General features: G+C 71.4%; 23 protein-coding genes. 2 read left to right on the top strand and 21 right to left on the bottom strand.

The window, feature by feature from the left end; genetic code table 11:
- Positions 1–523: 523 nt before the first annotated feature.
- From ABZX96_RS18085 to ABZX96_RS17985, 21 genes are all read right to left on the bottom strand, one after another.
- Entirely contained in the window at positions 524–2713 is a 2190-nt protein-coding gene (locus ABZX96_RS18085) for an NADH-quinone oxidoreductase subunit L (protein WP_355545373.1), read from the bottom strand.
- Positions 2710–3108, bottom strand: coding sequence for an NADH-quinone oxidoreductase subunit NuoK (gene nuoK / locus ABZX96_RS18080; protein ID WP_355545370.1), 399 nt, complete (start codon positions 3106–3108; stop codon positions 2710–2712). The genes ABZX96_RS18085 and nuoK overlap by 4 nt, the downstream gene beginning before the upstream one ends.
- Entirely contained in the window at positions 3108–3821 is a 714-nt protein-coding gene (locus tag ABZX96_RS18075) for an NADH-quinone oxidoreductase subunit J (protein WP_355545367.1), read from the bottom strand. Before ABZX96_RS18075 ends, nuoK begins: the two co-directional genes overlap by 1 nt.
- A complete protein-coding gene (locus ABZX96_RS18070; RefSeq protein WP_355545364.1) occupies positions 3818–4606 on the bottom strand; it encodes an NADH-quinone oxidoreductase subunit I in 789 nt (262 codons plus the stop codon). Before ABZX96_RS18070 ends, ABZX96_RS18075 begins: the two co-directional genes overlap by 4 nt.
- Complete coding sequence (locus ABZX96_RS18065; protein WP_355545361.1) at positions 4606–5571, bottom strand: complex I subunit 1 family protein; 966 nt, start codon at positions 5569–5571, stop codon at positions 4606–4608. The genes ABZX96_RS18070 and ABZX96_RS18065 overlap by 1 nt, the downstream gene beginning before the upstream one ends.
- Positions 5568–7229 (bottom strand): NADH-quinone oxidoreductase subunit C, encoded by a 1662-nt coding sequence (locus ABZX96_RS18060; RefSeq protein WP_355545358.1) that lies wholly within the window; start codon positions 7227–7229, stop codon positions 5568–5570. Before ABZX96_RS18060 ends, ABZX96_RS18065 begins: the two co-directional genes overlap by 4 nt.
- A gap of 257 nt (positions 7230–7486) precedes the next feature.
- Positions 7487–8251 (bottom strand): NADH-quinone oxidoreductase subunit B family protein, encoded by a 765-nt coding sequence (locus ABZX96_RS18055; protein ID WP_355545355.1) that lies wholly within the window; start codon positions 8249–8251, stop codon positions 7487–7489.
- Entirely contained in the window at positions 8242–8643 is a 402-nt protein-coding gene (locus ABZX96_RS18050; RefSeq protein ID WP_355545352.1) for an NADH-quinone oxidoreductase subunit A, read from the bottom strand. The genes ABZX96_RS18055 and ABZX96_RS18050 overlap by 10 nt, the downstream gene beginning before the upstream one ends.
- Before the next feature lie 483 nt (positions 8644–9126).
- Positions 9127–10650: a DUF6177 family protein gene (locus ABZX96_RS18045; RefSeq protein ID WP_355545349.1), complete on the bottom strand. Its 1524-nt coding sequence runs from the start codon at positions 10648–10650 to the stop codon at positions 9127–9129.
- The gene (gene eccCa, locus ABZX96_RS18040; protein WP_355545346.1) at positions 10647–14759 is read right to left on the bottom strand and encodes a type VII secretion protein EccCa; all 4113 of its coding nucleotides are present in this window, start codon (positions 14757–14759) and stop codon (positions 10647–10649) included. The genes ABZX96_RS18045 and eccCa overlap by 4 nt, the downstream gene beginning before the upstream one ends.
- A complete protein-coding gene (locus ABZX96_RS18035; protein ID WP_355545343.1) occupies positions 14756–16318 on the bottom strand; it encodes a hypothetical protein in 1563 nt (520 codons plus the stop codon). Before ABZX96_RS18035 ends, eccCa begins: the two co-directional genes overlap by 4 nt.
- Before the next feature lie 91 nt (positions 16319–16409).
- Positions 16410–17765 carry a type VII secretion integral membrane protein EccD gene (gene eccD / locus ABZX96_RS18030; protein WP_355545340.1) on the bottom strand — a complete coding sequence of 452 codons (1356 nt, stop codon included), beginning with the start codon at positions 17763–17765 and terminating at the stop codon, positions 16410–16412.
- Positions 17759–18022 carry a hypothetical protein gene (locus ABZX96_RS18025; RefSeq protein ID WP_355545337.1) on the bottom strand — a complete coding sequence of 88 codons (264 nt, stop codon included), beginning with the start codon at positions 18020–18022 and terminating at the stop codon, positions 17759–17761. Before ABZX96_RS18025 ends, eccD begins: the two co-directional genes overlap by 7 nt.
- A gap of 254 nt (positions 18023–18276) precedes the next feature.
- Positions 18277–18564 (bottom strand): hypothetical protein, encoded by a 288-nt coding sequence (locus ABZX96_RS18020; protein ID WP_355545334.1) that lies wholly within the window; start codon positions 18562–18564, stop codon positions 18277–18279.
- Positions 18565–18576: 12 nt separating this feature from the next.
- A complete protein-coding gene (locus ABZX96_RS18015) occupies positions 18577–21030 on the bottom strand; it encodes a hypothetical protein (RefSeq protein ID WP_355545331.1) in 2454 nt (817 codons plus the stop codon).
- Positions 21027–21485 (bottom strand): DUF6507 family protein, encoded by a 459-nt coding sequence (locus tag ABZX96_RS18010; RefSeq protein ID WP_355545328.1) that lies wholly within the window; start codon positions 21483–21485, stop codon positions 21027–21029. The genes ABZX96_RS18015 and ABZX96_RS18010 overlap by 4 nt, the downstream gene beginning before the upstream one ends.
- A gap of 74 nt (positions 21486–21559) precedes the next feature.
- Entirely contained in the window at positions 21560–21871 is a 312-nt protein-coding gene (locus tag ABZX96_RS18005; RefSeq protein ID WP_355545325.1) for a pore-forming ESAT-6 family protein, read from the bottom strand.
- Between the two features lie 98 nt (positions 21872–21969).
- Positions 21970–22302, bottom strand: coding sequence for a hypothetical protein (locus tag ABZX96_RS18000; protein WP_355545589.1), 333 nt, complete (start codon positions 22300–22302; stop codon positions 21970–21972).
- A gap of 270 nt (positions 22303–22572) precedes the next feature.
- Positions 22573–23145: an RDD family protein gene (locus ABZX96_RS17995; protein WP_355545322.1), complete on the bottom strand. Its 573-nt coding sequence runs from the start codon at positions 23143–23145 to the stop codon at positions 22573–22575.
- Positions 23146–23317: 172 nt separating this feature from the next.
- The gene (locus tag ABZX96_RS17990; protein ID WP_355545319.1) at positions 23318–23500 is read right to left on the bottom strand and encodes a DUF397 domain-containing protein; all 183 of its coding nucleotides are present in this window, start codon (positions 23498–23500) and stop codon (positions 23318–23320) included.
- 14 nt (positions 23501–23514) lie between these two features.
- On the bottom strand, positions 23515–24363 hold the full coding sequence (locus ABZX96_RS17985; RefSeq protein WP_355545316.1) for a Scr1 family TA system antitoxin-like transcriptional regulator: 849 nt from the start codon (positions 24361–24363) through the stop codon (positions 23515–23517).
- A gap of 293 nt (positions 24364–24656) precedes the next feature.
- Between ABZX96_RS17985 and ABZX96_RS17980 the strand changes: the two genes are divergently transcribed.
- Positions 24657–25109: an ATP-binding protein gene (locus ABZX96_RS17980; RefSeq protein WP_355545313.1), complete on the top strand. Its 453-nt coding sequence runs from the start codon at positions 24657–24659 to the stop codon at positions 25107–25109.
- A complete protein-coding gene (locus ABZX96_RS17975; RefSeq protein WP_355545310.1) occupies positions 25106–26347 on the top strand; it encodes a sensor domain-containing protein in 1242 nt (413 codons plus the stop codon). The genes ABZX96_RS17980 and ABZX96_RS17975 overlap by 4 nt, the downstream gene beginning before the upstream one ends.
- Positions 26348–26479: the final 132 nt, after the last annotated feature.

The raw sequence follows: 26479 nt of genomic DNA, 5'->3' as shown, positions 1-26479 counted from the left end.
GCCGGATCGGTCGGCACCTCGGGGGCTGCCGGGGTCCGGAGTGCCGTCGAATGCTTCGGAGCCGCCGGGGCCTTGTCGGTCGGTGCTTCCGGCGCCTGGGGGCGCGCGGCGGGTTCTGTGACGGGGACCCGTCGTGCGGGGGTGGCGGCCGGTCCGGGGCTCGGAGCTGGGCCGGCCGCCCGGCTCGGGGTGGCCGGGGGCACGCCTGGTGCAGCCGGGGCCGAGGCCAGGCCCGGGACAGCCCAGGCCAGGTTTGAGGCAGGCGTGGCCGAGGCCGGGCCCGGGATCCGTACCGAGCCCCGGTCGGGCGTCGGGCTCGGGGTAACCGAGGTCAGGCCCGGGGCCCGTTCCGATCCCCGATCGGGCTTCGGGCTCGGGCCGGACGCCGGGGCGAGGCCGGACGCCGGGTTGAGCCCGGGTGCCGGGCTGAGGCCAGGTGCCGGGTTGAGGCCGGGTGCCGGGTTCGGGCCGTCCGTGGCGGGTGCCTGACGCGGCTTCGGCGGGAGGGTCGCGGTTCGCATCGTCAGGCTCCCGTGCCCGTGGCGACGAGGACGGCGGCGACGGCCAGCACCAGCGAGCCGGCCAGCAGCGCGCCGAGGTAGGTCTGCACGTTGCCGGTCTGGGCGCGCCGGACGGCCGCGCCCAGCCAGCGGGGCGCGGTGGCCGCGCCGCGCACGTACGTGTCGACGACCTCCCGGTCCAGGAAGCGGACGAGCCGGGCGGCGGCCCGTACGGGCCGGACGAACAGCGCGTCGTACACCGCGTCGAGCCGGAAGCCGGTGGCCGCGTACCGGTGCAGCCGTCCCAGGAGCAGTCGGCCGGGGTCGGCGGGGTCGGGGGCGCTCGCGTTGTCCCCGTAGGCGACGGGGTGGGTGGCGATGGCGCCTTCCTCGGAGGCGGCGGGGGTGACGTCCGGGTTCGCGGTCACGGCGCCGATCGGCGTACGGGCGGCGAGAGCGGTGGTGTGGCGCCAGGCGGCGTATGTGATGAGGACGCCGACGAGCGCCACGCCGGTGCCGAGGACGGAGGTGGTGGCGGTCGGGGCGAGCGACCGCCCGTCGAACCAGTCGGGAAGGAAGGGGGTGACCAGGCCGAACGCGACGGTGGGGACGAACAGCACCCACAGCACGGCGTTCATGACGACCGGCTGGCGGCCGTGGTCGGGGGCCTCGACGGCGCGCGGGTCGGCGGTGGCTCCGGCCGGGACGGTCGCGACCGCCCCGGTGCCCGTCGGGGCGGCCCCGGCCGGGGCGCCGGCACCGGGGGACGCCGCTCCGGCCGCCGCGTCCGCGTACGGCACGGCGCGGCTCGCGGCCGTCCCCGGGCTGACGCCCCCACCCGCCGTGTCGGCCCACGGGCGGCGGGCAGCAGGGGAACGGAAGGCGAGCAGCCACAGCCGGGTCGCGTAACCGGCCGTGAGGAGGGCGGTGAGCAGACCGGCGAGCAGGACGGTCCATCCGGCCGCGCCCGGGACGCCGTGCGCCTCGCCGATGGCGGCGTGTTCGGCGGCGCCCAGGACGGCTTCCTTGGAGAAGAAGCCGGCGAACGGGGGGATGGCGGCGAGGGCGAGGAGCGCGACCGTCATCGTCCAGAAGGCGTCCGGGATCCGCCGGGAGAGGCCGGACATGCGGGACATGGCGGCGAGGGAGTTCGTGCCGGCGGCATGGATGATCACGCCCGCCCCGAGGAAGAGGAGCGCCTTGAAGGCGCCGTGGGACAGGAGGTGGAAAACGGCGGCACCGCGGTCGCCGACGGCCAGCGCGCCCGTCATGTAGCCGAGCTGGCCGACGGTCGAGTAGGCCAGCACCCGCTTGATGTCGTCCTGGGCCAAGGCGGCCAGGGCGGATCCGATCATGGTGATCGCGGCCATGACGGCGAGGACGACCAGCGCCGCCGCGGAGGCGGTGAAGACGGGAAGGAGCCGGGCGACGAAGTAGACACCGGCCGCCACCATCGTGGCGGCGTGGATGAGGGCCGAGACCGGGGTCGGGCCCGCCATCGCGTCGGGGAGCCAGGTGTGCAGCGGGAACTGCGCGGACTTGCCCGCGACGCCGGCCAGCAGCAGGAGCGCGATCAGCGTGGGGTGGTCCAGTCCGCCGTGCGCGACGGTGTGCAGGATGCCGGTGATCCGGAACGTCCCCGCGTCCGCCGCCAGCGCGAAGAGGCCGAACAGGAAGGGGACGTCACCGAGCTTGGTGACCAGGAAGGCCTTCAGGGAGGCGGCACGGGCGGCCTCGGTCTCCCAGTAGTGGCCGACCAGGAAGTACGAGCAGATGCCCATGATCTCCCAGCCGACCAGCAGCACGATCAGGTCGCCGGAGTAGACGACGAGCAGCATCGCGGAGGTGAACAGCGAGACCAGGGCGGCGTACGAGGGGTAGCGCGGATCGTCCCGCAGGTAGCCCGTCGAGTAGAGCTGCACGCAGGAGGCCACGACGCCGACGAGGACGGCGACCAGCGCGGCGAAGCCGTCCAGGTGCAGGGCGAGGTCGATGGGCACCGACCCGGTGGGGGTGAGCTGCGTCGCCGCGTCGACGGCCGCGCCGCCGCCCTGTCGGACCGCGACCACGATCGCCAGCGCGGTGGCGGCGAGGGTCGGCAGTACGGCCAGCGGCCGGACGAAGCCGGGCGCCCGGCGGCCCAGGAACAGGCCCGCGACCGCCCCGAGGAAGGGCAGCAGGGGCACGAGCACGGCAGTGGTCGTGATGGTCACGCGGCGGCCTCCGCCTCACGGTCCGGGCGAGGGTGGTGGTCGGGGTCCGTGCCGGCCCCCTCGTCGTCGGCGTCGTCGGCGCCGTCCGGCTGCTCGGCGAGGTCGCGCAGCCGGTCGACGTCGGAGCTGCCGCGGTTGCGGTAGACGAGCAGGACGATCGCCAGGCCGATGCCGATCTCGGCGGCGGCGACGGCGATCACGAACAGGGTGAGCGCCTGGCCCGCGTGCAGCGTGTCGCGGAGCCAGACGTCGAAGGCGACGAGGTTGAGGTTGACGGCGTTGAGCATCAGCTCGACGGACATCAGGACCAGGATCGCGTTGCGCCGGGCGAGCACGCCGTACAGGCCGACGCAGAAGAGGAGGACGGCGAGGACGGCCGGATAGGCGAGGTGCATCAGCGCGCTTCCTCTCCGGTGCGGCCGGGTCCGGGGGTGGCGGGCCCGGGACCGCCGGTTCCGGAGCGGCCGGGTTCCGGGCTGCCGGTCCGGGGGCTGCCGGGCTCGCGCGCGGTGCGGACGGAAGCTCCGGTGCGGCGGGCGCCACGGGCCGGGTCGCCGGACGCGCCGCCGTGCTTGCGGGAGAGGACGATCGCGCCGACGAGGGCGGCCAGGAGCAGGACGGACAGCGCCTCGAAGGGCAGCACCCAGTGCTGGAAGAGGCTGCGGCCCGACACGTCGGTGGAGCCCTGCACGGCCCCGGGTCCGTCCAGATCGATCCACGTCGTACGGAACGCGTCCACGACGACCCAGACCAGCGCGGCGGCGGAGGCGAGCGCCACGGCGAGGGCGGCCCAGCGGTTGCCCGAGTCCGCGTCCGGGGACCGGCCGATGGGCGCCTTCGTCAGCATCAGCCCGAACAGCAGCAGGACGACGACCGAACCGACGTAGATCAGCACCTGCACCCAGGCGATGAACTCGGCGGTCAGCAGCAGGTACGCGACGGCGACGCCCCCGAGCGTCACGACCAGCCACAGGGCGGCGTGCACGAGCTGCTTGGTGGTGACGGTGACGACGGCCGCGCCCAGGGTGACGATGCCGACGAGGAGGAAGGCGATCTCCACACCGGTGGGCGAGAGGAAGCCGTGGCCGGCTGCGGCGGCGAGCGTCACGCTTCTCCCTCCTCCTTCTGCTCTGGGGGGCGGTGGTGGTGGTCGGGGGGCGCGATGGGCGGGGTGGCCTGGTCTGCTTGAGGCGCGTCGGTGGTGGCCTGCTCCTCCTCGGCTGCCCGGGCTTCCTTGGCTTCCTGTTCCGCCTGGGCCGCTTCGACTGCCCGGGCCGCCTGCTCGGCCTCGGCACGTTCCCGTTCGCGTTCCCGCTCCCGCTCCCGTTCCTGGACGGCTTCCGCCTCGGCACGTTCTTGAGCTGCGAGCTTGTCCGCGGCCTTGCGGGCGGCGGCGATCTCCTTGGGGTCCTCGGCGGCGGGATCGAGCGCGGGCGGTTCCGGGACCGTCCACATCCACTCGCGCAGCTTGTCGCGTTCGTGGGTCAGCTCGTGGATGTCCGTTTCCGCGTACTCGAACTCGGGCGACCAGAAAAGTGCGTCGAACGGACACACCTCGACGCAGATCCCGCAGTACATGCACAGCGAGAAGTCGATGGCGAAACGGTCCAGCACATTGCGGCTGCGCTCGCGCCCACCGGGAGCGGCGGGCGGCACCGTCTCCTTGTGGGAGTCGATGTAGATGCACCAGTCCGGGCATTCGCGGGCGCACAGCATGCACACCGTGCAGTTCTCCTCGAACAGCCCGATCACCCCGCGCGTGCGCGGCGCCAGGTCGGGCTGGACGTCGGGGTACTGCTCGGTGACCGAGCGCTTCGTCATCGTCCGCAGCGTGACGGCCAGCCCCTTGGCCAGTCCGGAACCGAGGCGGCCCGGTGTCTTCCCCGCGGCCATCAGGAGATCACCACCTTGACGACGCCGGTGAGGGCGATCTGGGCGAGGGCGAGCGGGATCAGCACCGTCCACGCGAGCTTCTGGAGCTGGTCCTCACGGAGGCGCGGGTAACTGACCCGCAACCAGATGACGCCGAAGGCGAGCACCGCCGTCTTCAGCAGCGTCCACAGCCAGCCCAGCCCATCCGCGCCGAACGGCCCGTGCCAGCCCCCGAGGAACAGCACGGAGGTCAGGGCGCACAGCACGACGATCCCGGCGTACTCGGCGAGCAGGAACAGCGCGAACCGCAGACCGGTGTACTCGGTGTACGCACCGAAGATGATCTCGGAGTCGGCGACCGGCATGTCGAACGGCGGCCGTTGCAGCTCGGCCAGCCCCGCCGTGAAGAAGACCAGCCCGCCGACGATCTGCCAGGGCACCCACCACCAGTGGAAGGCGTCCAGGATGCCGGGCAGCGAGAGCGTTCCGGCGGCCATCGCCACGGAGGCCGCGGCGAGCAGCATCGGCAGCTCGTACGCCATGAGCTGGGCGGCCGTACGGAGCCCGCCCAGCAACGAGAACTTGTTCGCCGACGCCCAGCCCGCCATCAGCGACCCGAGCACGCCCACGCCCATGACGGCGAGGACGAAGAAGATCCCCGCGTCCACGACCTGGCCCACGGCGTTGTCCGGCCCGATCGGGATCGCCACCAGCACCAGCAGGTACGGCAGCAGCGCCACGGCGGGCGCGAGCTGGAAGATCCGCCGGTCCGCCCCGGCCGGTACGACGTCCTCCTTCTGCGCGAACTTCACCCCGTCCGCGACGAGCTGCGCCCACCCATGGAAGCCACCCGCGTACATGGGCCCGAGCCGCCCCTGCATGTGGGCCATGACCTTGTGCTCGGTCTGCCCGATGACGAGCGGGAACACCAGGAAGACGACGAACACGGCGATCAGCCGCAACGCGATGTCGAGCGCGTCGCTCACGGGGTGTCGCCTCCTGTCGGCGGGGTGGGGGGCTTGGGAGCGTCTTGTTGCTGGGGGGTGGGGGGTTTGGGGTCGTCTTTTTGGGAGGTGGGGGTGGAGGCCGGCTCTTGGGCGTTGGCCTCCTGCGATGCGGGGGCGTCGGTGTCGTTCGGAGCGGGCGCGTTGGTCTCGTCCGAAGCGGATGCCTTGGCCTCGTCCGGAGCAAGCGCCTTGGTCTCGCCCAAAGCTGGCGCCTTGGCGTCATCCGAAGCGGGCGCGTTGGCCTCGCCCGGAGCGGATGCCTTGGCCTCGTCCGGAGCTGGCACGTTGGCGTCATCCGAAGCGGGCGCGTCGGTCTCGCCCGGAGCAGGCGCCTTGGTGACGTCCTGCGCGTCCGCTTCGTCCGTGCTCGGACGGGCGTGGTGCCACGGCGCGTCCGAAGAACGCCGCGCGGGACGCTGGCTCGCCGGCCTCTCGGGTGCAGGCCGGCCGGCCGCCCCTTCAGAAGCGCGCTGACTGGCCGATCCCTCGGAAGCACTACGCGAACGCCGAGGCGACGCGGGAGCGGCACCGGTACCGCCACCGGCCGCGGATGCATCCCCCGCTCCGGCCTGCCTCTGGCTGGCCGATCCGCCGGACGCACTACGCGAACGACGAGGCCCACCGGCACCCGGCGCAGCACCGGCACCAGATGTCTCAGCGCCACCGGCTTCCGGCGCCTCCCCCGAACCCGACACCCCGGCCGTCGCTCGCTGACTCGCCGAGCCACCAGACGCACTACGCGAACGACGAGGCCCGGCACCGGCAGCAGCCGTACCGGCCCCGGAACCAGCCTCACCGGCCCCAGCAGCCTCAGCCCCAGTCACCGGCGTCTCGCTCACCGGCGTCTCGCCCGCCGGCTCCGCCGCCCGCTGGCTCGTCGAGCCCGCGCTCGCCGAACGCGTCCGGCGCACAGGACGCTCGCCCGCCGGCGCACGCCCGGCCGAACCCGCCGTCGCGCGCCCCGGCGCACCGCCTGCCGCGCCCGCCGCCCGGGCGCCGCGCGCGGGGCGCGCCGGAGCAGCCGGGAGCTGGCCCTTGAGGGGGCCCCACTCGTTCGGGTCCGGGACGCCGGGCGGGAGCATCTGGCGGCGCTTGGGCCCGCCGTGCTCCGACTCGCCGGGTTCCTTCGCGCCGGGCCACGCCTTGGCGACCCGGGCCGCCAGGACGAAGTCCTTGCGCAGCGGGTGGCCCTCGAAGCCCTCCGGGAGCAGCAGCGGGACGAGGTGCGGGTGGCCGGTGAAGTCCACGCCGAACATCTCGTGCGTCTCGCGCTCGTGCCAGCCCGCGCCCGCGTACACGTCGACGGCGGTGGGCAGCACCGCCGCGCCATGCGGGACGGTGGTCCGTACGAGCAACCGGCGCACGGAACCGGGCGCGCCCGGCACCCCGGCGCTCCACGACTCCCCCGCGCTCCCCGACGCTCCCGCGCCCCCGGCGCCCGGCAGCGCGGCCACGTGCGCGCACACCCGGAAGCCGGTGCCCGGCTCGTCCACCGCGCTCAGCCAGTCGAAGTAGGCGCAGCCCAGATCGTCGCGGGCGGCCGTCAGCGCGGTGATCCAGGCGTCCGCCGGTACATCGACGGTGAGCAGGTCGTACGCCTCCTCGGCCGTGGCGCCGGGGCCGAAGATCTCGTCCACCGGACGCGGCAGCCACCCGACGAGCGGCGCCGCGTCGGCGGCCGTGCCCTGGCCTGACGGCGTGCCGGCGCCCCCACCAGAGGACGCGTCGACAGCCGCCGCACTCTCAGCAGAAGCACCGGAAGCCGCAGAAGCTCCGGGAGCTGCAGAAGCCCCGGAAGCACCAGGCATCCCGGAGCCCCCGGAAGACGCATCGGGGCTCGGCCCGTCCGCAGGCGGGACGGCCGGCCCCTGGGGCTTGGGCTCGGGCTGCTCGCTCACTGCTCCCCCGCTCCCTTCTCCGGCGCGCCGCCACGCGTCTCCGCTCCGTCACCCACGGGCGGCGGCGGGGGCGCGATCAGCCCACTGTTCAACGCGGCGGCCGACGGCCGCCCCGCACCCCCGTTGACCCCATTGGACCTGTTGGACCCATTGGCCCCATTGCCCTCGGCAACACCATCCGCGCGGCCGTCCCCGTTCCCGTACCGCTCCCCCAGCGACTCCCGAGCGATCTTCTCCTGGAGCTTCAGAATGCCCTGGAGGAGCGCTTCGGGCCGGGGCGGACAGCCCGGAACATAGACATCAACCGGAATGATCTGATCGACACCCTTGGTGACGCAGTACGAGTCCCAGTACGGGCCGCCGCAGTTCGAGCAGGCGCCGAAGGAGATCACGTACTTCGGCTCGGGCATCTGCTCGTACAGACGTTTGACGGCGGGCGCCATCTTGTCCGTCACCGTGCCGGAGACGATCATCAGGTCGGCCTGGCGCGGGCCGGGCGCGAACGGGATGACGCCGAGCCGGATGAAGTCGTGCCGGGCCATGGACGCGGCGATGAACTCGATGGCGCAGCAGGCCAGCCCGAAGTTGAAGACCCAGAGGCTGTAGCGGCGGCCCCAGTTCAGGATGACCTTCATGGGCTCGGGCGCCAGCCGCGCCAGCGGGCCGAGCCGCCGGGGCTCCGGCAACAGTTCGGGGCCGCGCGCGCCATTGGGGGCCGCGGGCTGCGCGCCGTTGGTCTCGGGGGCGGGGGTCACGTCCATTCCAGGACGCCCTTCTTCCATGCGTAGAGCAGGCCGATGGCGAGGAAGCCGAGGAAGATGAACATCTCCACCAGCGTGACGCCGCCGAAGCCGGGCGCGGAGAAGACCGTCGCCCAGGGGAACAGGAAGATCGAGTCGACGGCGAAGATGACGTACAGGAACGCGTAGACGTAATACCGGATCTGGGTGTGCGCCCAGCCCTCGCCGACCGGGTCCACGCCGCATTCGTACGTCAGCAGCTTCTCCGGCGTCGGCACCACCGGCCGCAGCAGCCGACCGGCCCCGAAGGCCACGGCGACGAAGAGCACGCCGATCACGGCGATCAGCCCGACGACCGAATAGCCCTGGAAATAGTCCGCGGCGACGTTGGTGCGTACGGTCGCGTCCGGCACGTCCGCCCCTCGCTCCCTGACTGCTCTTGTCCGACGGCATCGACCGTCACCGGCCTGCGCGCCGGCGACCCGTATCGACGATCTGTACGGACGGGAGTCTAGGCCCTGGGGCCAAGACATCGGGCAGTCGCGTCATGTGATGGGTGGGGTTGTCCTGACTTGACCCCACTCTCCGCGCCCAGATGGTCACGCTTCATGATCACCGGCCGTCCACTCTGAGGGCCGGCGAGGCGCGTCCGTCACCCCTCCCGCGTAGGCGCGCCGGCCCGTTCCCAAACCTCGGGGCGGGGGCGCTCCCGTCCCGAGGTGGGGCGTCGGCCCGAACCTGGGCCCGGGCGTCACCCCGCACCCCGGGCCCGGGCGTCACCCCGTACCCCGCGGGCCGGGCGTCACCCCATCCCCCAGGCCCGGGCGTCGATCCGCCCCGGCCCGTACGTCGCCTTCACGCACTCGGATCAGGCATGACCGCGTCCGGCCCGGGCATCACCGCGCGCGTTGCGGCGGCGGTCCATCGGGGCGGGCGGCGCCCGCGCTCCGCGGCCCGTGCCGCCCGGAGGACGGACGGAGATGCCCGACGAGTTCCTGCAGCGCGTCCCAGCCACCGTCACCCAGCGGGTAGTAGAACCCCGCCGCCGCGGCCGGACCCAACTGGACCGGCCGGTCGGGCAGCGGTGGGCGGCGTGCGCGGGTAAGGCCGATCGTGCTCACGTCCGCACGGCCCAGCGCGAAGGCCACCGGCAGGGCGGGCCCCTCGAACCGGGGTGGCACGGTCAGGTCCGTACGCCCCGGGCGCCGCTGGACCAGGAGGGAGACCAGCTCGTGCCGGGCCACCAGGCGCTCCGCCAACGCGGGCAGCGTGTCCAGAGGGAGGGCACCGCCCGGCGGGTGGCCGAAGGCCACGGTGATGTCCTCCTCGACGCCTCCGGTCGTCCGGCTGACCCGCAGCGTGGCGATACCCGGCCGGTCCGGCTCGCCGACCACGACCACCCAGGTGGGTTCCGGCGCGCGCCCGCGGACGAACTCGGTCAGCTCCTGCCGGGACCACCGGGAGCCCGCCGGCTCGGCGGTGCCCCACCCGGCCGGCGGGCTTCCTGCCAGGTGCTGCCAGACGTCCTCCAGCGCGCCTCCGAGGACGAGGTCGCCGTCGGCGTCGTGCCGGGTCCGCAGGGAAAGGACGAGCTGCTGCCCGGCGTCCTCACCGGATGTGCCGGTGCCACCGGCCCCCGCCCCGTTCCCGGCCGTGTCCGGGCCCCTCTCCGCGGGTGTCCCCCGGAAGTACGCGGGGGCCGGCGTCCCGGTTGCCGCGAACTGTCCGTCAGGGCCCCCGTCCCACCGCAGTACGGCCCCGGAGAGCCCGTCGTAGTAACCACCGGCACCGTCCTGGACGACCCAGCGGTGGGGCAGTCCGGACAGCGTCGCGCGGACGGGCAGCGTGAGCCGCGCGCCGGGTGGCGTGACGATCTGCACCGCTCTGTCCCCTTCCGCCGCCATCCTGACGGCATCCGCGAGCCAGGTCGTCATGGCGACGACCGGGCGGTCCTGGATGATCACCGCGGCCTTGCCCGTGAGCACGTCGATCGCGGGACTCCCCGTGCCGGGACCGGCCGCCGCGACCACGTCCGCCGCCGTTTCGCCATACGCGTCGACGGCGGCCCGGCTCGGCCACACCACGCCGCCGAGCCGGGCGACCAGACGGGTGGCTATCGTGCCGGCGAGCCGCTCCCCACCGTGCGTCCCGGTGGCCGCGCGCACCTCGGTCCACCACAAGGGCCCCGTGCCCGCCACCGCGCCTTCCGGGCCGAGCAGCCGGGCCGCCTCGCCCGGTGTGCGCACCAGGACGGGCGCCTCGATGGACGCCAGCGGCCTGCCCTGGGCATCGGACAAACAGATCACCGCGCCGTCGGCGCCGTCGGACACCCGGGTGTCCGGGCCGCCCGCCATCAGCCCGGCCGCCAGGCTCCACACGTCGGGCATGCGCGTGGTCAGCGCGATCACGTCCGTGGTCATCGTTCGGTTCTCCCCCGTTCACCGGAAGCCGCCGTCGTCGCGGCCACCGTCCTCGTCCTGTCCGCGTCCCCCATCTCCTCCGCGCCCGCCGTCTCCGGCGCCAGGGCCGTCTGCACGAGCCGGCCTCCCTCTCCACGTCGTACGAACACGCCTCGTCCCCGCGGTTGGGCGGCCGGGTACACGCCGGGGAAGAGCTGGCCCTCGCCCCGGTCGCCCGCCATCACCAGAGCCGCCGTGCCGCTCTCCCGCAGTGCCGTGAGGAACGGTTCGTACAGGGCGCGCGACGCTCCGGCCGTCCGGCGGGCGACGACGACGTGCAGCCCGATGTCCGGGGCGGAGGGCAGGTACGGGAGCAGCGCGTCCAGCGGTTGCCGTCCCCCACCGGCGAGGACGTCGTAGTCGTCGACGAGGACGACGATCCGGGGCCCGTCGAAGGACTTCCCGGTCACCGGTGCGCCGGACGGCGGGGAATCGTCCGGCAGTCGCTTCTCCAGCTCCCGGGTGACGACCTCGGACAGTCCCGCCGCGAGCCGCGCGTTGTGCGCGTACCCGCCGAGGTGGTCTTCCGGCACCGCGCCGGACAGCCCGCGCCGCGGATCCATCACCGCGAAGACCAGGTCCTCGTCCCCGTACCGCTCCACCAGCCCGCGTGCCACCAGGCGCAGCAGGTTGGTCTTCCCGCACTCGCCGTCGCCGAGGACGATCAGGTGCTGGTCCCGGCCGAACAGATCGAGGACGACCGGATTCAGCCCGGCCTGGTCGAGGCCGATCGGCACCCGGTGCGGCTCGTCCCCGGCCGCCGGGAGCCGCGCCGCGGGGAGCCGCGCGGGCAGGACGCGTACCGGTGCCGCCTCCTCGCCGCTCCACGCGCCGCGCACCGCGCGCACGGCGGCCTCGGCCGCCCCGCCCAAGTCGTCGGCCGTCGCCCGGGCGTCGATGCGGGGCAGCGCCACCTGGGCGAAGAGCTTGCCCTCCGGCAGCTCGGTCAGCGCTCGGCCCGGGCCCTCGGACGCCAGGGTCTCGGCGAGCGCGCGGCTGACCGTCGACTCGCCGGGGTCGTTCAGCCGCAGTTCGATCTTGGTGCCGAAGGCCGACTGGGCGGCGATCCGGACGTCATTCCAGCGCAGCATCCCGGCCACGACGTGGATGCCGTAGCCACTGCCCCGCTTGAGGAGGTCGGCCACGGCGTCGTCCAGCTCGGCGAACTCTTCCCGCAGTTCTCCGAACCCGTCCACCACCAGGACGATGTCGGTGGAGCCGACGCCCGCCACGCCCCGCAACTCCCCCCGTGCACGCCGTCGGCGCAGCTCCTCGACGGAGTCGATGCCCGCCTCCCGGAACAGCGCCTCGCGAGCGGTGAGCATGGCCCGCACCTCTTCGACCGTCCGCGCCGCCCGTTCCCGGTCCGACCGGCCCGCCACGCCACCGACGTGCGGCAGCCCCGCCATGGCCATGAGCCCACCGCCGACCAGGTCGAGGCCGTAGACACCGACTTCCCGCGGGGTGTGGGTGAGGGCCAGCGAGAGCATCAGGGTTCGCAGCAGCGTCGTCTTGCCGCTCTGCGGGCCGCCGATGACCGCGACGTGCCCGCCGGCCGCCGTGAGGTCCAGCGACCACCGGTCCTGGCGCTGCCGCGCCGGGTCGTCCAGCAGACCGAGGGGCACCCGCAGCGTCTGCCCGGAGTGCCGGGACAGCCGCAGCCCGTGCGTCCCGTCCATCTCCACGGGGCCGGCCGCGGCGTCCAGCGGCAGCGCCGCCGGCAACGGAGGGAGCCAGATCCGGCGCACCGGGGGCGCGGCGTCGGCGAGCCGGTCGACGAGGCCGGAGAGCAGGGTGGGGCCGGTGGTGCGGCGCGCGGGAGCGGGGGCCGTGCCACCGGGTTCTTCCGGACCGGCGAGTTCGTTGTACGCGGGGTAGGGCAGGACCGCGGTCCCGCCGTCACCGCTGTCCTCCTGGAGCGGTGGTCCCTCATAAGGGCCGGAGACATACCCCGCCTTGAAGCGCTCGTAGTGGCTGGTGTCGACCTTGAGGTAGCCGAACCCGGGCAGCGGCGGCAGGTGGAAGGCGTCGGGCGCATCCAGCACGGTGCGCGACTCCTCCGGCGAGAACGTGCGCAGCCCCAGCCGGTACGAGAGGTAGGTGTCCAGTCCGCGCAGCTTGCCGCCCTCGATCCGCTGGCTGGACAGCAGGAGGTGCACGCCGATGGACCGGCCGATGCGGCCGATGGACAGGAACAGGTCGATGAAGTCCGGTTTCGCGGTGAGCAGCTCGCCGAACTCGTCGATCACGACGAGCAGGTGCGGCAGCGGCTCCAGCTCCGGCCGGTGCTCCCGCGCGGCCCGGTAGGCGGATATGTCCGGGAGGTCACCGGCCTCCTTGAGCACCTGCTGACGGCGGCGGACCTCTCCGGCGAGGCTGGTGTGCACCCGTTCGACCAGTCCCGCGTGGTTCTCCAGGTTCGTGATGACACCCGCGACGTGCGGCAGGCCGCCGAACGGCGCGAAGGTCGCACCACCTTTGTAGTCGACGAGCACCATCGCCAGGTCCTCGGGCGGATGGCCCGTCACCAGGGCCAGCACCAGGGTCCGCAACAGTTCGCTCTTGCCGGATCCGGTCGCGCCCACGCACAGCCCGTGTGGGCCCATGCCCAGTTCGGCGGATTCCTTGAGGTCCAGCAGCACCGGCTCGTGGGCGTCGTTCAGCCCGATCGGCACTCTCAGGAACGCCTGGGTGCCGCGTGGCTGCCACAGACGGCGCACGTCCGCGTCGCGCGGGTCGGCCACGCCGAGGAGTTCCGCGAAGTCCACCGGTCCCGACAGCGGGGTTCCGGCGGTCGCCGACTCCGGGGAGAGGCGCAGCGGCGCGAGCATACGGGCGATCCCGTCGGCCCCGGCGGCGGTCACGGCGTCGAGGGTGCCGTGCAGAGGCTCGGCGGGAATGCCCGAGGGCGTCGGCCGGACGTCCTCCACGACGACCTCCCGGCCGTCGTCACCATCCATGGAGAGGCGCAGCGCGATCTCTCCCGGCTCGTCGGTCCGTTCCGCCAGCAGGTGCAGCACCGTGACGCCCATGTCCCTCAGGGACACGGCGTCGTCCGGGCGCGGCAGTTCCCGCGCGGTGGCGCCGTATCCGTCACTGATCACCAGCAGCCGCTTGGTCAGGCGCAGCGCGTCCTGTCCGGCCAGTCCGCGCCGGACCTCGGTCGCGTAGACGGCGCGCTCCCGCAGTTCGGCGGCGAGCGCGGCCCCCAGCGGCTCCATGCCGGGGGCGATGCGGCGGGCGCTGACCGGGCCGTCCCGCTCCTCCGGATCGAGGACGTGCGGCAGCCATTTCGCCCACTCCCAGTCCGCCAGCCGGTCCGGAGGGCAGGCGAGAGCGATCGCCACGTCGTCCGGCGCGTGGCAGACGGCCGTCTGGACCACCAGCGTGCGTGCCGCGCGGAGTACCGCCTCGCGCTCCCCCACCAGCGAGACGTTGCCCGCCCGGTCCAGGGGGACCGTCAGCGGCATGTCGGGGGCCGTGGTGAAACGCTCCTGCAGACCGGCCGCCTCGTTCAGCATGAACGCGTCCGGAGGCGTCAGCACGTTGCCGCCCTGCCGTTCCAACGTGAGCGTCCGCACGGGAACGGCCCCGGTGCCGACTCGCACGTCCAGGAAGTCCGCGTCCGTGCGCCGCCGTTCCCATCGCCGCGCCGGATCGCGCACCAGGTCGTACAGCGCCTCGGGCGGCGGCGCCAGCACCCGCGCGGCATCCCGGCGGCTCCGGTCCTCCGCGCTGAGCTCCTCCCTCAGCTCCTCCAGGTACTCCAGGTAGCGCTCACGCTGCGCCCGCCGCTGCCGCTGGGCCCGGCCACGCTGCGAGAAGAACAGCAGCACGCCACCGAGCACCGCGACGACCAGCACGATCGCACCCAGCACGGCGAACCGGCTGTTCCGGATGACGGTCATCATCACGACCGAACTGACCACGCCCGCCATGGGCAGCAGCGCGGTGGCCACCGAACCCGTGCGGCCCTCGGGCAGGTTGGGCGGCGGCTCGATCCGCCGCTCCGCGGGTCCGGGGAGCGGGCGGGTGGTACGGGCCGGGCGATGGATGGTACGTGTGCTCATCGAGGCGACCGTGCCCCGTTCCCCTCGGCCCCGCCGTGCCCGGAGACCGGCGGTCCCGAGTCCGCTGGGCCGGTGCCCGTACGCCGCCTCGCCTGGGCGCGTGGCATCGCCCGGTCCATCACCTCGGCCGCGAGCCGGGTCACCGCCTCCCGCGTGGACGCGCCCAGCAACTCGGGGCGGACGGCGCCGCCACCCGCCAGGTGCCGGTCGTACGGCAGCGGCAGCACCGCGGGGCCCTCGACGCCCAAGGCCCCCATGGCTTTGCGCATGTCAACGCCGGTGTCGGGGGACGTCTGGTTCAGCACCACGACCGCCGTCCGCGGCAGCCCGCGATGCACCCCGCCCATCCACTCCAGGACGGACCGGGTGGCCAGCACGCCCTCCACGGTCGCCGGAGACACCAGCACCCGCGCCTGGGTGGTCACCAGGGCCGTACGCGCCACCTCGGCCGGAAGCGTCTCGGTGTCCACGACGGTGGTCGCGAAGTAGCGGCGCAGCGAGGTCATCACGACGCGGTAGCTCTCGATGTCCAGCCGGGCGCCGATGGCTCCCTGGCTGCCGGGCAGCAGCCAGCCACCACCCGCGAACGGCAGCAGATACCCGGTCAGGTCGGTGATCTGCATGGACGGGTCCACGATCCGCGCCAGGTCGGTGCCCGACCAGCGCACCTCCCGTGCACCCAGCCGGTGCGGCAGGGTGCCCAGCGCCGGATCGGCCTCCACCGCGAGCACCGGATCGGTGCGGTAGTGCGCGTACGTCAGGGCCAGCAGCGCGGCGACGGTGGACTTGCCCGCCCCGCCACGGATGCTGGACACGGCGATCTGCCGCCCCGTGGTCACCGGCTGCTGGATGGCGCGCGCGGCACGCGTGACGGCCTCCGTCTCGGCCGCGGCGGAGGACGCGAACACCCGCCGCAGCATCCGCCCCGCCCGCCGGGTGACGGACTCGCCGTGCCGCGGCTTGACTCGTACACCCGCCAGATCCGCCGGCAGCAGGGGTACGGAGACGGGGGTCGGGGCGCGAGAGGGCTCGGCCGGAGCCGCGTACGCGGGGTGGGGGGCCGGCGGGGACGCGTACGGCCCGGGGACGGGCGGCAGGGTGGTGCCCGCCGGGGCGTCCGCGCCTACGGCGTTCGCCTGCGGGGCGAGCGGAGGCATGGGGCTGCCCGCAGAGGCGTTCCCGTGGCCGGTTCCGGACGCGGACGAATCCGGCACGGGCTCGGTGGTTCCGGGGATGTCCGGACGAACACCGGGCGCGGACGACGCCGTCGGCGAGGGCACCGAGCCGACCGACGGCAGCCCGGCTCCCGGCGGCACGGCCCCGGACCATGTACCGAGAGCGTTACCGTCCGCAGAACCCTGCTCGGCCGCCGAAGCGCGCCCCGCCACCGGCCCCCATCCATTCCCCGCTTCCCGGCCCGCCGTCGGCACGGACTCCGAAGCCTGTTCCGGCACCGGGGGCACCGGCGGGACGGCGAGCCCGCCCAGGTCCCGCAGCAGGTCCCGCTGCCAGTCACCCGGCTGTCCGGACGGCTCGTCCCGCCCCGGCTCTCCCGCCATGTCGTCTCCGCCTCGTCCTTTCCGTCCGTACGTCCGGCCTGCCCGGTCCGGGCCCGCTCCTCCACCCCGGACCGGTGCCCACCGCGCCGCCTCAGAACGTGTGCAGCAGGCGGCCGTACACCCCGAAGGCGCCCAAGGCGACGGGGATCAGCACCACCACGCCCACCGACTCGACAAGATTCATCAGCCGGCTCAGCCGCACCCGCACATGCTCCGGTGGCCGTACCGCGAGCGCCACCAGCGGCAGCGCGGCCAGCAAGCACAACACGCCCAACGCGCCCGCCCGGTTCCCGGCCCCGGACTCCCACGACAGGACGAGCCGCACGGCCACCGCCGTACCGGCCGCCAGCAGCGCCAGGACCTCCACGGCCAGCGGATAGGCACGCGCCCGCGAGAACAGGACCACGCACAGCAGCACGGCCACTCCCACCGGCCAGCCACCGGCCGCGCCGCCCGGGCCTTCCGCACCACTCAGCGCGAGCACCCCGGCCGCTCCCGCCGACGCCGCCGCCGTGACGGTGGCCAGCGCCAGGCCCCGGTGCGTCGCGCCCAGCGCGGTGGCCACCTTGTGACGGCTGACGGGCGTGCCGCCTGATCGCCGGTCGTCCAAGCGGGTCAGCCCGGCCGACATCATCGCGAGCCGCGGCAGATAGCCCAGCACCAGTACGGAGACGACGCCCACCGCGACACCCGTGCGCGCCGGGCTGGTCAGCGCCAGCCCCAGCTCCCAGACGCCGACCGCGACGACGACGGCCCCGGCACCGATGAGACCGCCCCGCCCCAGCTCCGTGAGGAACCCGAGCAGCGCGAGCACGACGGCCACGGTCAGCCCTACGGCAGCCAGGCGTGCCCGTCCGTCCCCGGTGGCGTCCCAGGACCCGAGTACACCCAGCGCGCCACCCACCAGGAGCAGCGCCGTTCCCAGCCTCTTCCCGCGCCACAGGAAACCGACCACGGCACCGGCCGCGGCGGCGATCAGCGCCGCCACGCCGCACCAGACAGCGGCACGGTCGTGCCCGTACCACCACCCCGCGCACACCCCGGCGACCACCGCCAGCAGTACGCCGCCCGCGACCGCGGACCACGACCGGCTGCGTTCGCCCCACCGCCACCCGCGGACGTCGAGGTCGTCCGCGACCTCGTCGGTGACGTCGTGCACGACGGGCGCGGCCGGCGTCTCCTGTTCCCGCACCAGGCGCAGCACGGCTCCGTCGACGACGTTCGCGGAAGCAAGCGTCTCGTCCTGCGCCAGCACCGTCCCGTCGGACGTCACCAGCCGACGCAACGACGGCTTCTTCTCCACCTCGTCACCGAGCAGCCGCAGGATCTCGGGCAGCAACGCGCCGACGGGCTCATGCGCCGGCAGCACCATGTCGACCCGCCGTCGCCGCCCCACCAGCGTCACCCGGCTCAGCGCCATGCGCCGCCCGGCTTCCGTCCTCACCATGCCGACGTGGCCCCCGCACTCACACCCGGTCGCCCGCCGGGCGCACTTCCGTCATGCGCCAGCTTCTCCGACACGAACGACCACCCCACACACCCGGCGCAGACCACGGCCGCCAGGGCAACACTCCCGAAGATCTTCCCGACGTTCTCGTCCAGACTCCGCCGCGCCCGCTGCTCCCCGAACAGCAACGCGTCCCGCAACCTCCGACGCCGCACGGAAACCGACTCCAGCAACTGACTGTCGTAGTCCCGCGCCATCGGTTGTGTTCCTCCCCGGGTCTTTGTGGGGGTACTTTACGGGGCCTCAATCGTGACGGTGCGACCAGGCAGGATCGAAGGAACCCAGACGGCTCCGGCATGGTCCCTCACCCCAGTGAGGCGTTACTCGGCATTGCGCCGACGCGCAGGCAACATCGGACGATGGCACGCTCCCCCGGTCATCACGTGTTCCCAAACTCCGAGGTTTAGGTGGCAAGGCCCGACGAGCCTCCCTTGAGGACCGCCGGGCCACCTCACTCAGGGGGAAATGGCTGATCTTCCGAACCCAAGAAGAGGTATGCGTACATCCGGTTCAGGTAGTCATACAGGGCATCTTCATCCTCAAATTCGATCATGGTCAGCCCCTCCCAATCATATGGAGACAGGCTGCGCGACCGAAGCAGATCCTTAAATCCACTCCGGACAGCATCAACGAATTCATCGTCGCATGAATGCAGCGTTTCCTTCAGGCGCAGGTCCGGATAGTAAGCCACATCAATGTCTAGATACGTCTTGATGAAGCCTTTAAATGTATCGTTCATTTTGCATCCCTCTCAAGGGTGACGTCCAGGAGCATGGTTAGCGTACATGGTAATGAGCTTGTACTCACCGTCCACCTCCCGATAGATCGCCTTAATACTTCCGCCACGGAAGTCTATCGGCAGGAATTCATCAGGATGCAAAGGATCTCTGTAGAATCCAGTCAGCCGCTCATGGCCACCAGGGCCCAGGATGTCAGAAATCGGGAACGACTCAGTAGGAACCCTTCCGCTCCTGGCGATGTAATCTCTGAAAAAGGCGTCCGCCCTCACCATGTCTTCGGCACTATCGAAACGGGTCGCACATCCGCCCACTCTGTGCACCCTTCCGTTAGCCCCGTCAACCGTCGTCCCCGTCAACGGGTCAATATTGTTTTCTGATTTCACATGTCCGACGTTTTCAGAGGCAGGACTGTAAATCTTCAGGTTGCCGTCCTGGTCGGTCATCGGCGTACCCAGGCGCCGCTTCAGCGCATCATCACTCGGATGGAGATGGCGGCCAGGAGCATGGCCTTCACTCTCCAGCTGTGCAATCCGCTCCTCGACGACCTTCGGGTCCATCGGCGTCCAGTGATCGCCCTGGTCCTCAACAGCGGCACCAGCAGCACCGTTCTCCTCAGGACCGTGCGGCAGATCGTCAGAGAAGCCAGTGTCATCAGGGCTGTGGTCATGAGATGTATCGGCACCACCATGCGGGTTGTGGGCTGTCTGCGTCGACCGCCCATCGCTGTGAGCGTCCGCCGAACCCCCACTCCCATTGTGTGATTGACCCCCGTGTCCACCATGGTGCGTGGGGACGGTGCCCGAAGGTGAATTGCCAACCTGCGGCTGTCCACCCCCGCGGTGTTCCATTCTGGCGGAATCACCATGGCCAGTGGGCACGCTCCCGGAGTCCGGGCGCATTCCGGACGAGCCATGCTGGCTATCTCCGATGACCGACGCTTGATGCCCAACCGATACAGTGGCGTGCTCACGAGTCGCCGGCGAATGGGCATTTCCCAATACAGCCCGGTCGGCTTCGGAGAGCTCAACCATCGCCGCGGACCCCTTGCGCGGAGCCCCGTTCCCATCGACAACCCGGCCGTCCGGCGTCAGGAACTCGTCATCCCCGTACTTGACCGAGTGTGCCGGAACGCCTCCTGTGCTCTGCGACACCTCCACCGCCGTCTTTCCCGGCGGGAGTTCCGGCACGGGCCCGTGCACATTCAGTGCACGGCCGTCCGGAAGGTGGGTGGCGCCGGACGGAGTGGTGGTGGCCGTGACAGTGAAAGCGTTGCGCAGCTTTTCCAGGGCGGTGGACGCCTTGGTGGACTGCAAGGCCGAGCTCACCATTTGGTCGATCTTGCCGGCCTTGACAGCCGCACCGGCCAGTTTGGAGCCCTGCGCCACTGGGTCGATCGCCCGGCCGATCTTGCCGACCGCGTCCGCCAGTTTCGCCGCCTTGGCAGCCGCTCCCGCTCCGGTTCGCGTGGCCGTGGCCGTTCCCCCGGAGAAGAAGGTGGTCACAACGTTGAAGGCGGCGCCGCCCGCCGCTCGGGCGGGGTTCTCTTGCCACTGGTCCCAGGCCACAAAGCCCCTGAGAACCTGGCGGAACGCCGCCTTCTGCTCGTTGTCCCCGTTGGTCCCGCCGACGGTGCGGGAAAGGAGCCATTCGAACGGCCAAATGGTGTACTGAGCGAGGCCGCTGAACACATTGCCCAGTCCGTTCCACGCTGCCTTCGCCCGCTCACCGCCATGGCCACCGAACAGGGTGAGCAGGCCATCGGCGGTGCCGACAATCCCGTCCTGAACTATGCCCTTGCCGATGAAATCGACAATCAGCCCGTTCCACACGGTCTTCTTGACCCAGTGGCCGATCTCATACCAATGGTGCTCTTCTTCGACGGGCTTTCCCCAAGGCGCTGCCCCCGCCCGTTTCATGTCCTCGGCGGAGAACCTGTAAGCGTTGGGCTTGTGCGTGCCGTCGTCCACGACCCAGTGCGTACCGCCGACCAGCGCGGTGATCTTGTTGGCAGCGGCCCGTTCGGCGGCCCAGAACGCGTCGGCCGTCGTGGTGACGTCCTGCCACAGGTCGTTGTTCTTGGCCACCTTGTCGTCGTCGTACTGCCAGTCCTCGTCCGTCTTGACGTCCTCGGCGATGAAGGCGGCTGCCTGCTGCTTCAGATCGTCGAGTTTCTCCACCAGGGGACGGATCTCGGCGGCGAAACCGTCCAGAGCCGAGGCGACCTTCTCCAGATCGCCTGCGAAGGCGTCCGCCTTGTCGGCCACCGGCTTCGTCGTGGCGAAAAGCTGCTCGGCTTCGGGCGCCTGGTAGAAGGCACGCAGACCCTGGAAATCCGAGTGGATATCCGCGCCACCATCGCGAATGGCCTCGGCGTCCTTCTTCAGGTCGGCGGCCTTCTTCTCCAGTTCGTCGATGTTCCCCGTGTAGGTGGGGATGCCGGTAGGGTCTATCAGGTTGGCGTTCATTTACCCCCCTGCTTCCCGCCATCACCGTTCAACCGCTCGGCCTCCGCGGCGAACTTCTTCAGATCGGGCGCTCCCAGAGCAGTGTGCTGCGAATTCGCTGCCATCTCCGTGTCACCCTGGATGTAGGCCAGGGTGGCGTCTGTCGCCCCGGAAACCGATTTCATCGCGCGTGCCACGAGGAAGACGAGATCGTTCTGGGTCTTTTCGGAGAATTCGGCCAGTGCCGCGCCCACCGGCCCGCCCGAAGCGCCCTCGCCCTGCGCGGCAGACTTCGCCTTGCCGCCGAACGACAGCGTGCCGGCAGCACTCGCGGCCGAGGCCAAGTCGCCCGTGTACGTAGAGATCTTGTTCGCGAGATCACCCGCCGTACCGCGGGTCTTGTTCAGCACCCCGTGCACGCCCGATGGCGTGATGTCCCAACTCGTCATCCCCGTATCCCCCAGATCACCGATCAAGCTCCCCCGTTACCTCGCACATGCGCATGCGCCAGCCACGTCCCCGCAGCATTCGTAGCCAGGTGCCGCGCCGGTCAGCCGATGCCGTCGACCGCGGCCTTGGCGCGCTGGAGCGTCGTCTGTGCCGTGCCGTCGTTCTTCTCCAGCGTCGAGCGCAGCAGGTGGATGATCGAGCGCACCTCACTCGCGGAACGGTTCCAGCGCTGTTCCACCGCCTGGTACTGCTCCGAGACACCGTCGGCGGTGAAGTCGGCCATCGCCGCCTTCACCTGGCGGTCCCGTTCGCCGATGAGGGACTCAAGGCGTGCGATCACCGATTGGATGTTGGACTGCGCCTCGGCGGAAGCTCCCGTGTCATAGCTTCGCCGGTCCATGCCAGCCGTCATGTTGTGTGTGTCCTCCCCGTGTGGCCTTCCCGCGGCATTGCGCGCGGGAGGGTATTCGTTCTGTGAGCCGGTACGTCAGCCGCTTCCTCGTATGCCGATCAGCGGCCGGAGAAGCGGGCCGCGTCGAAATTCGCCGACGCCATCGACTGCCGGGCGTTGTCCGCGGCTTCCTGCTCACCGGCGATGAAGGACTGGTCCATGCCCTTCTGACCGCCCAGAATGGATCGGAGCGCGCTGTTCAGGGATGCCGCGATCTCGTCCGAATTTCGCTTGAAATTGTCGAAGGCCGCCTTGCCCTGGCCGTTGAACTTGCCCTCCAGCGGCTGCGCCGCGACGACCAACTGCTTCACCAGGGCGCCCAGGTCCTCCGACGACCCCTGAGTCTGGCCGGAAAGCGTCGACAGCGTCTGGCTGCCCATGTCGAACTTCAGGCCCACCGTTGCTCAACCTCCCCCTTCGCGCATGCCTTCCCCCGGCGTGCGCGTTCGGCATTCATGTACTCGCGTGTGCCCTGTCCACCCAACCGGTGCCACGGCTGTATCGGCAACATCATTGATGACGCCGCGACAGGAACACCACAGGTCTATCAGACACCACTGACAACGCCGTCGGTTCCCGGGCGATCAAGGACACCAAGGGCTTCATCCGTCGGCAATCTGCCCATACGGCTACCGGATGGAAGAACAGACCAGGAGTACCGCTCAGCCGACGCCCCGCCACATATCGCGCTTCACCACCACCGTGCCCGCCACCTTGTCGTGCAGGCACTGCCGGTACGGCTTGTCCCAGCAGCACCAGAGCGCGTTCAGGATTCCCAGGAACGGCACCATTGCCATGGGCCACATGATCGCCCAGCGCCCGAGGGCACGCCAGAACGAAACCGCCGCGCCATCCGAGAGGCGGACCACGCGCAGACCGCAGATCCGCTTGCCGAAGGTGCCGCCGAACAACCCATTCATGACGGGCTCGTAGAGAAGCCACGCCGCCGCGCCGATGAAGCCGAGCACGCCGCTGATGACATTCTGAGCGGCTCCGTCCGCTGTCAGCGCGCCTACCAGGGACACCGCCCCGCCCACAATCCCCATGCCGAGAAACACGAAGACCACGTCCATGAGCCGAGCCCCCAACCGCGCACCCTGGTCGGCGAGCATCCACTCGGGCGGGCCGGCGGGGTGCGGCATCGGATACGGGTAGGAGGGCGGCGGCATGTGGGCCGCATAGTGATGGGGCTGGGCGTAAGGGGATGCGTGGGGAGGTATCTGCTGATCGTTCACTGTGCGAATCGAACACTGCGTCAGCTCATGGCGCAAGCGAAATGAGGGGTCTCCGTGCTACATAGGCATCATTGACGCAACCCGCGTTAACACCGGTTTCCGGAATTTGTTGAAGCAGGGTCACCAGTACGCCGCTCGTGCCGGGGCCACACGGCACAAGGCGGCATCCTTGTCAGCGCACGAAGCGATCTGCCTTCGTGGCGCGGAGGAAAGCAGCGATGGCTGCCGATCCGAGTCGAAGTTGCGCCTCCGGCACATCGCCCTCACGCACGTGGACAGCGCCGTCCACAGCACATATCTCGACGCAGGCAGCCTCTTCGGCATCTGTCGAGTACGAAGACTTCTGCCAGTACATGCTTGATTCACCTCTCACAGGTCACGAACGACCGATCGCACGTAATCTCGGGTGGGTACGGGCTCCAGTGACTGTGCTTCTGTCTTGTCCAAAGCATCTCGGTGTTTGGCGAGCACCGACTCCGCGTCGAGCATGGAGGGCTCCACAAGGCCCAGTTGAACGGTGTCCAGTCGCGGCACCGGCCCCTTGACGTATTGCATGGCAAGGCCGGTAGCCGGAATCCCGCCTGCGGCAAAAGGCACCACCCGCACCACGACGTTCGGCCGCTCCGACTCTTCGAGAAGGTGCTCCAGTTGATCGCGTAGCACTTGCCTGCCGCCGAATTCCATGCGGAGTGCGGCTTCATGGAGGATGAATGTGCACTCGGGCGGGTTTTCGCGATCCAGCACGTCGCGCCGCCTCATCCGATAGGAAAGCCTGCGCCGCAGTTGGGCGGGTTCCAGATCCGGTACGGCGGTCAGCATCACTGCCCTGGCGTACGCCTCGGTTTGCAACAGTCCTGCCACATGCATGATCTGGACCGCCCGAATCCCTACCGCGTGATGTTCCAGCTCCGCCAGGTCCAACGCGCCTGCTCGCAGTTTTCCCCGGTATTCCTCCCACCATCCGGATCCGCGCTCGCCCGCCATGTCCGCGAGGGCGTCGACGTACCGCGTGTCGCGGCACTCGTAGATCTCGGCGAAGGTTCTTACGCGTTCCGGGCTCAGGCCGATGCGGCCGGCTTCCGAGTTGCTGATCAATGTGCGTCCCACGCCCAGGATCTCGGCACCTTGCCCCACCGTCATGCCTGCGCGCTCGCGCATCTTGCGCACCTCGGTACCGAGCCTGCGCTGCCGCGCCGTGGGCATTGCTCTGGCCGGCATCTTTTCCGCCCCCTCGGTTCGGGCCGTCGTTGTCGCACGGTCATACGAAGCACCACACGAAGGGTCACTTTTTCCAGCAGGTGAATCACAAGTGCTTCATCCAGCCTTACGGTAAGTGACCGCAGGGCGACAGTAAGCCATCACCGCGCCGTCGCACGAACGCCCAGCTCCCCACCCCGAAGGAACGCGCCTCACCTCCAAAGGAGCCCAGCCATGCCCAAGTTGCCCCCCGGTACGTCCACCTACCACCTCGACGCCCCAACAACGCCCACGCCGCCAAGGTCGCCCGCGACATGGTGGCCTCCCTGATGCGGGCCACCGGGCACGACGGGCTGGCCGATCCGGCGCGGTTGCTCGTCTCCGAGGTGGTGACGAACGTGCACCTGCATACCGACGTGGCAAAGTTGCAGCTTGTCGCCACCGTGCATCCGGAGTGGGTGCTGATCTCCGTAGAAGACCGGGCGCCACGAGCCCACCCCCGGACACCCCCACCCGGTGGCCCTCGTCATCCGGACCCGCACGCGGAGGGCGGGCGCGGGCTGATGCTCGTCCAAGAGTGCGCGCACGCGTGGGGGATCACCTGGCACGGCGGGTTGGAGCCGACCGGCAAGCGGGTCTGGTTCGAGTTGCGGGACGCTCCGGGCCCGGGAGGCGAAGCGAGCCGCCCGGTAGGGCAAACCCCACCCCAGGTGACCGACCCACCCCATGGCCGACCGGCGGGGCGACCCGGCAAGCTGGGGGTATGACCGCACGTTCCGATTTCGCCGCAGGTGGGGGTGCCCTTCAGGGGGCGCACGCGCCCGCGTACGGCGGCGACGCTGATGACGACCCGCACGGCGAGGAACGGCTGCCGCCACCCCGGCCCGTGTTCGACGGCGTGACGGCCAAAGAGATCACGCACCTGCTGGGCAACTTTCCGGTGAACGTCGTCGCCTTCATGGTGCTGCTGGTCTGGCTGGTCGCGGGCATGGGGATGGCGGTCACCGTCATCGGGCTGCCGTTGCTGGCGAGCGGGCTGATGGCGTGCCGTCAGTACGGGAAGTTCGAACGCGCCCGCGCGCGGAGGCTGCTGGGCGTGCACGTGGACGAGCCGAGCCCGCTGCGGGCAGCGGAGCCCGGGTTCCTGGCGAGGGTGTGGGCCGGCCTGAAGGATCCGGTCGGGTGGCGGCACGCGCTCTACATGTTCATCCGGTTGCCGTGGGCCGTCCTCACCTTCTCCGTCACGCTCGTCTCGCTGGTCGGGCTGTGGCCGCTGGTGCCGTGGATCGCCCGGGGGCTGGCGAACGTGGACCGGATGATGGTGCGCGGGCTGCTGTGCCCGTCGGACGAGCTGGAGCGGCGGATCGCCGAGCTGGAGTCGGACCGGGCGATCGTCACCGACACCGCCGCCGCCGACCTGCGCCGCATCGAGCGCGACCTGCACGACGGCGCGCAGGCGCGGCTGGTCGCACTGGCGATGGGGCTGGGCCTGGCAAAGGAGAAGCTGCTGGAGGACCCCGAGGCGGCGGCCAAGATGGTGGACGAGGCCCACGGGGAAGTGAAGCTGGCGTTGCAGGAGCTGCGGGACCTGGCCCGGGGTATCCACCCGGCGATCCTCACCGACCGGGGGCTCGGGCCCGCGCTGACCTCGTTGGGCGGGCGGTGCACGGTGCCCGTCCGGGTCTCGGTGGACGTGGACGAGCGGCCGGCGGCGGCCATCGAGGGCATCGCGTACTTCACCGTCTCGGAGCTGCTGCAGAACGTCTCCAAGCACAGCGGGGCCCGCTCGGCGTCCGTGGAGGTGTGGCGGGTCGGCAAGCGGCTGCTCGTGCAGGTCGAGGACGACGGGCGGGGCGGCGCGCGGCTGGACGGCGGCAGCGGCCTGGCCGGGCTCGCCGAGCGGCTGAGCGCGGTGGACGGGCTGCTGGCCCTGCACTCCCCCGAGGGCGGGCCGACGCAGATCACGGCCGAACTGCCGTGGCGTGATCGGGAGAGGACCGCCTGAGCCCGCTTTTTTCGTCCTTCTGTCGGCGTGGGGGCCGGGGGGGGTGGGGGCCCCCCCCGCGCCGGTATAACGCGGGGGAGAGGCGGGGGGGGGGGGGTGAGAACCCCCCCCCCCAAAAACGCCCCCCCCCCG

This window comes from Streptomyces sp. NPDC003077 (genome assembly GCF_040611095.1).
Lineage (GTDB): Bacteria > Actinomycetota > Actinomycetes > Streptomycetales > Streptomycetaceae > Streptomyces.
The sequence above is the reverse complement of the archived record's forward strand: the minus strand, read 5'-3'. Positions and strand labels throughout refer to the sequence as shown.

What these genes read in the sequence shown, in the direction of transcription:
- nuoK (WP_355545370.1), bottom strand. Translation starts at nt 3,108, where the DNA reads ATGCACCTCGCCTATCCGGCCGTCCTCGCCGTCCTCCTCTTCTGCGTC.
- ABZX96_RS18070 (WP_355545364.1), bottom strand. Translation starts at nt 4,606, where the DNA reads ATGGCCGCGGGGAAGACACCGGGCCGCCTCGGTTCCGGACTGGCCAAG.
- ABZX96_RS18055 (WP_355545355.1), bottom strand. Translation starts at nt 8,251, where the DNA reads ATGGACGTGACCCCCGCCCCCGAGACCAACGGCGCGCAGCCCGCGGCC.
- ABZX96_RS18045 (WP_355545349.1), bottom strand. Translation starts at nt 10,650, where the DNA reads ATGACCACGGACGTGATCGCGCTGACCACGCGCATGCCCGACGTGTGG.
- eccCa (WP_355545346.1), bottom strand. Translation starts at nt 14,759, where the DNA reads ATGAGCACACGTACCATCCATCGCCCGGCCCGTACCACCCGCCCGCTC.
- ABZX96_RS18035 (WP_355545343.1), bottom strand. Translation starts at nt 16,318, where the DNA reads ATGGCGGGAGAGCCGGGGCGGGACGAGCCGTCCGGACAGCCGGGTGAC.
- eccD (WP_355545340.1), bottom strand. Translation starts at nt 17,765, where the DNA reads ATGGTGAGGACGGAAGCCGGGCGGCGCATGGCGCTGAGCCGGGTGACG.
- ABZX96_RS18025 (WP_355545337.1), bottom strand. Translation starts at nt 18,022, where the DNA reads ATGGCGCGGGACTACGACAGTCAGTTGCTGGAGTCGGTTTCCGTGCGG.
- ABZX96_RS18020 (WP_355545334.1), bottom strand. Translation starts at nt 18,564, where the DNA reads ATGAACGATACATTTAAAGGCTTCATCAAGACGTATCTAGACATTGAT.
- ABZX96_RS18015 (WP_355545331.1), bottom strand. Translation starts at nt 21,030, where the DNA reads ATGAACGCCAACCTGATAGACCCTACCGGCATCCCCACCTACACGGGG.
- ABZX96_RS18005 (WP_355545325.1), bottom strand. Translation starts at nt 21,871, where the DNA reads ATGACGGCTGGCATGGACCGGCGAAGCTATGACACGGGAGCTTCCGCC.
- ABZX96_RS17990 (WP_355545319.1), bottom strand. Translation starts at nt 23,500, where the DNA reads ATGTACTGGCAGAAGTCTTCGTACTCGACAGATGCCGAAGAGGCTGCC.
- ABZX96_RS17985 (WP_355545316.1), bottom strand. Translation starts at nt 24,363, where the DNA reads ATGCCGGCCAGAGCAATGCCCACGGCGCGGCAGCGCAGGCTCGGTACC.
- ABZX96_RS17980 (WP_355545313.1), top strand. Translation starts at nt 24,657, where the DNA reads ATGGTGGCCTCCCTGATGCGGGCCACCGGGCACGACGGGCTGGCCGAT.
- ABZX96_RS17975 (WP_355545310.1), top strand. Translation starts at nt 25,106, where the DNA reads ATGACCGCACGTTCCGATTTCGCCGCAGGTGGGGGTGCCCTTCAGGGG.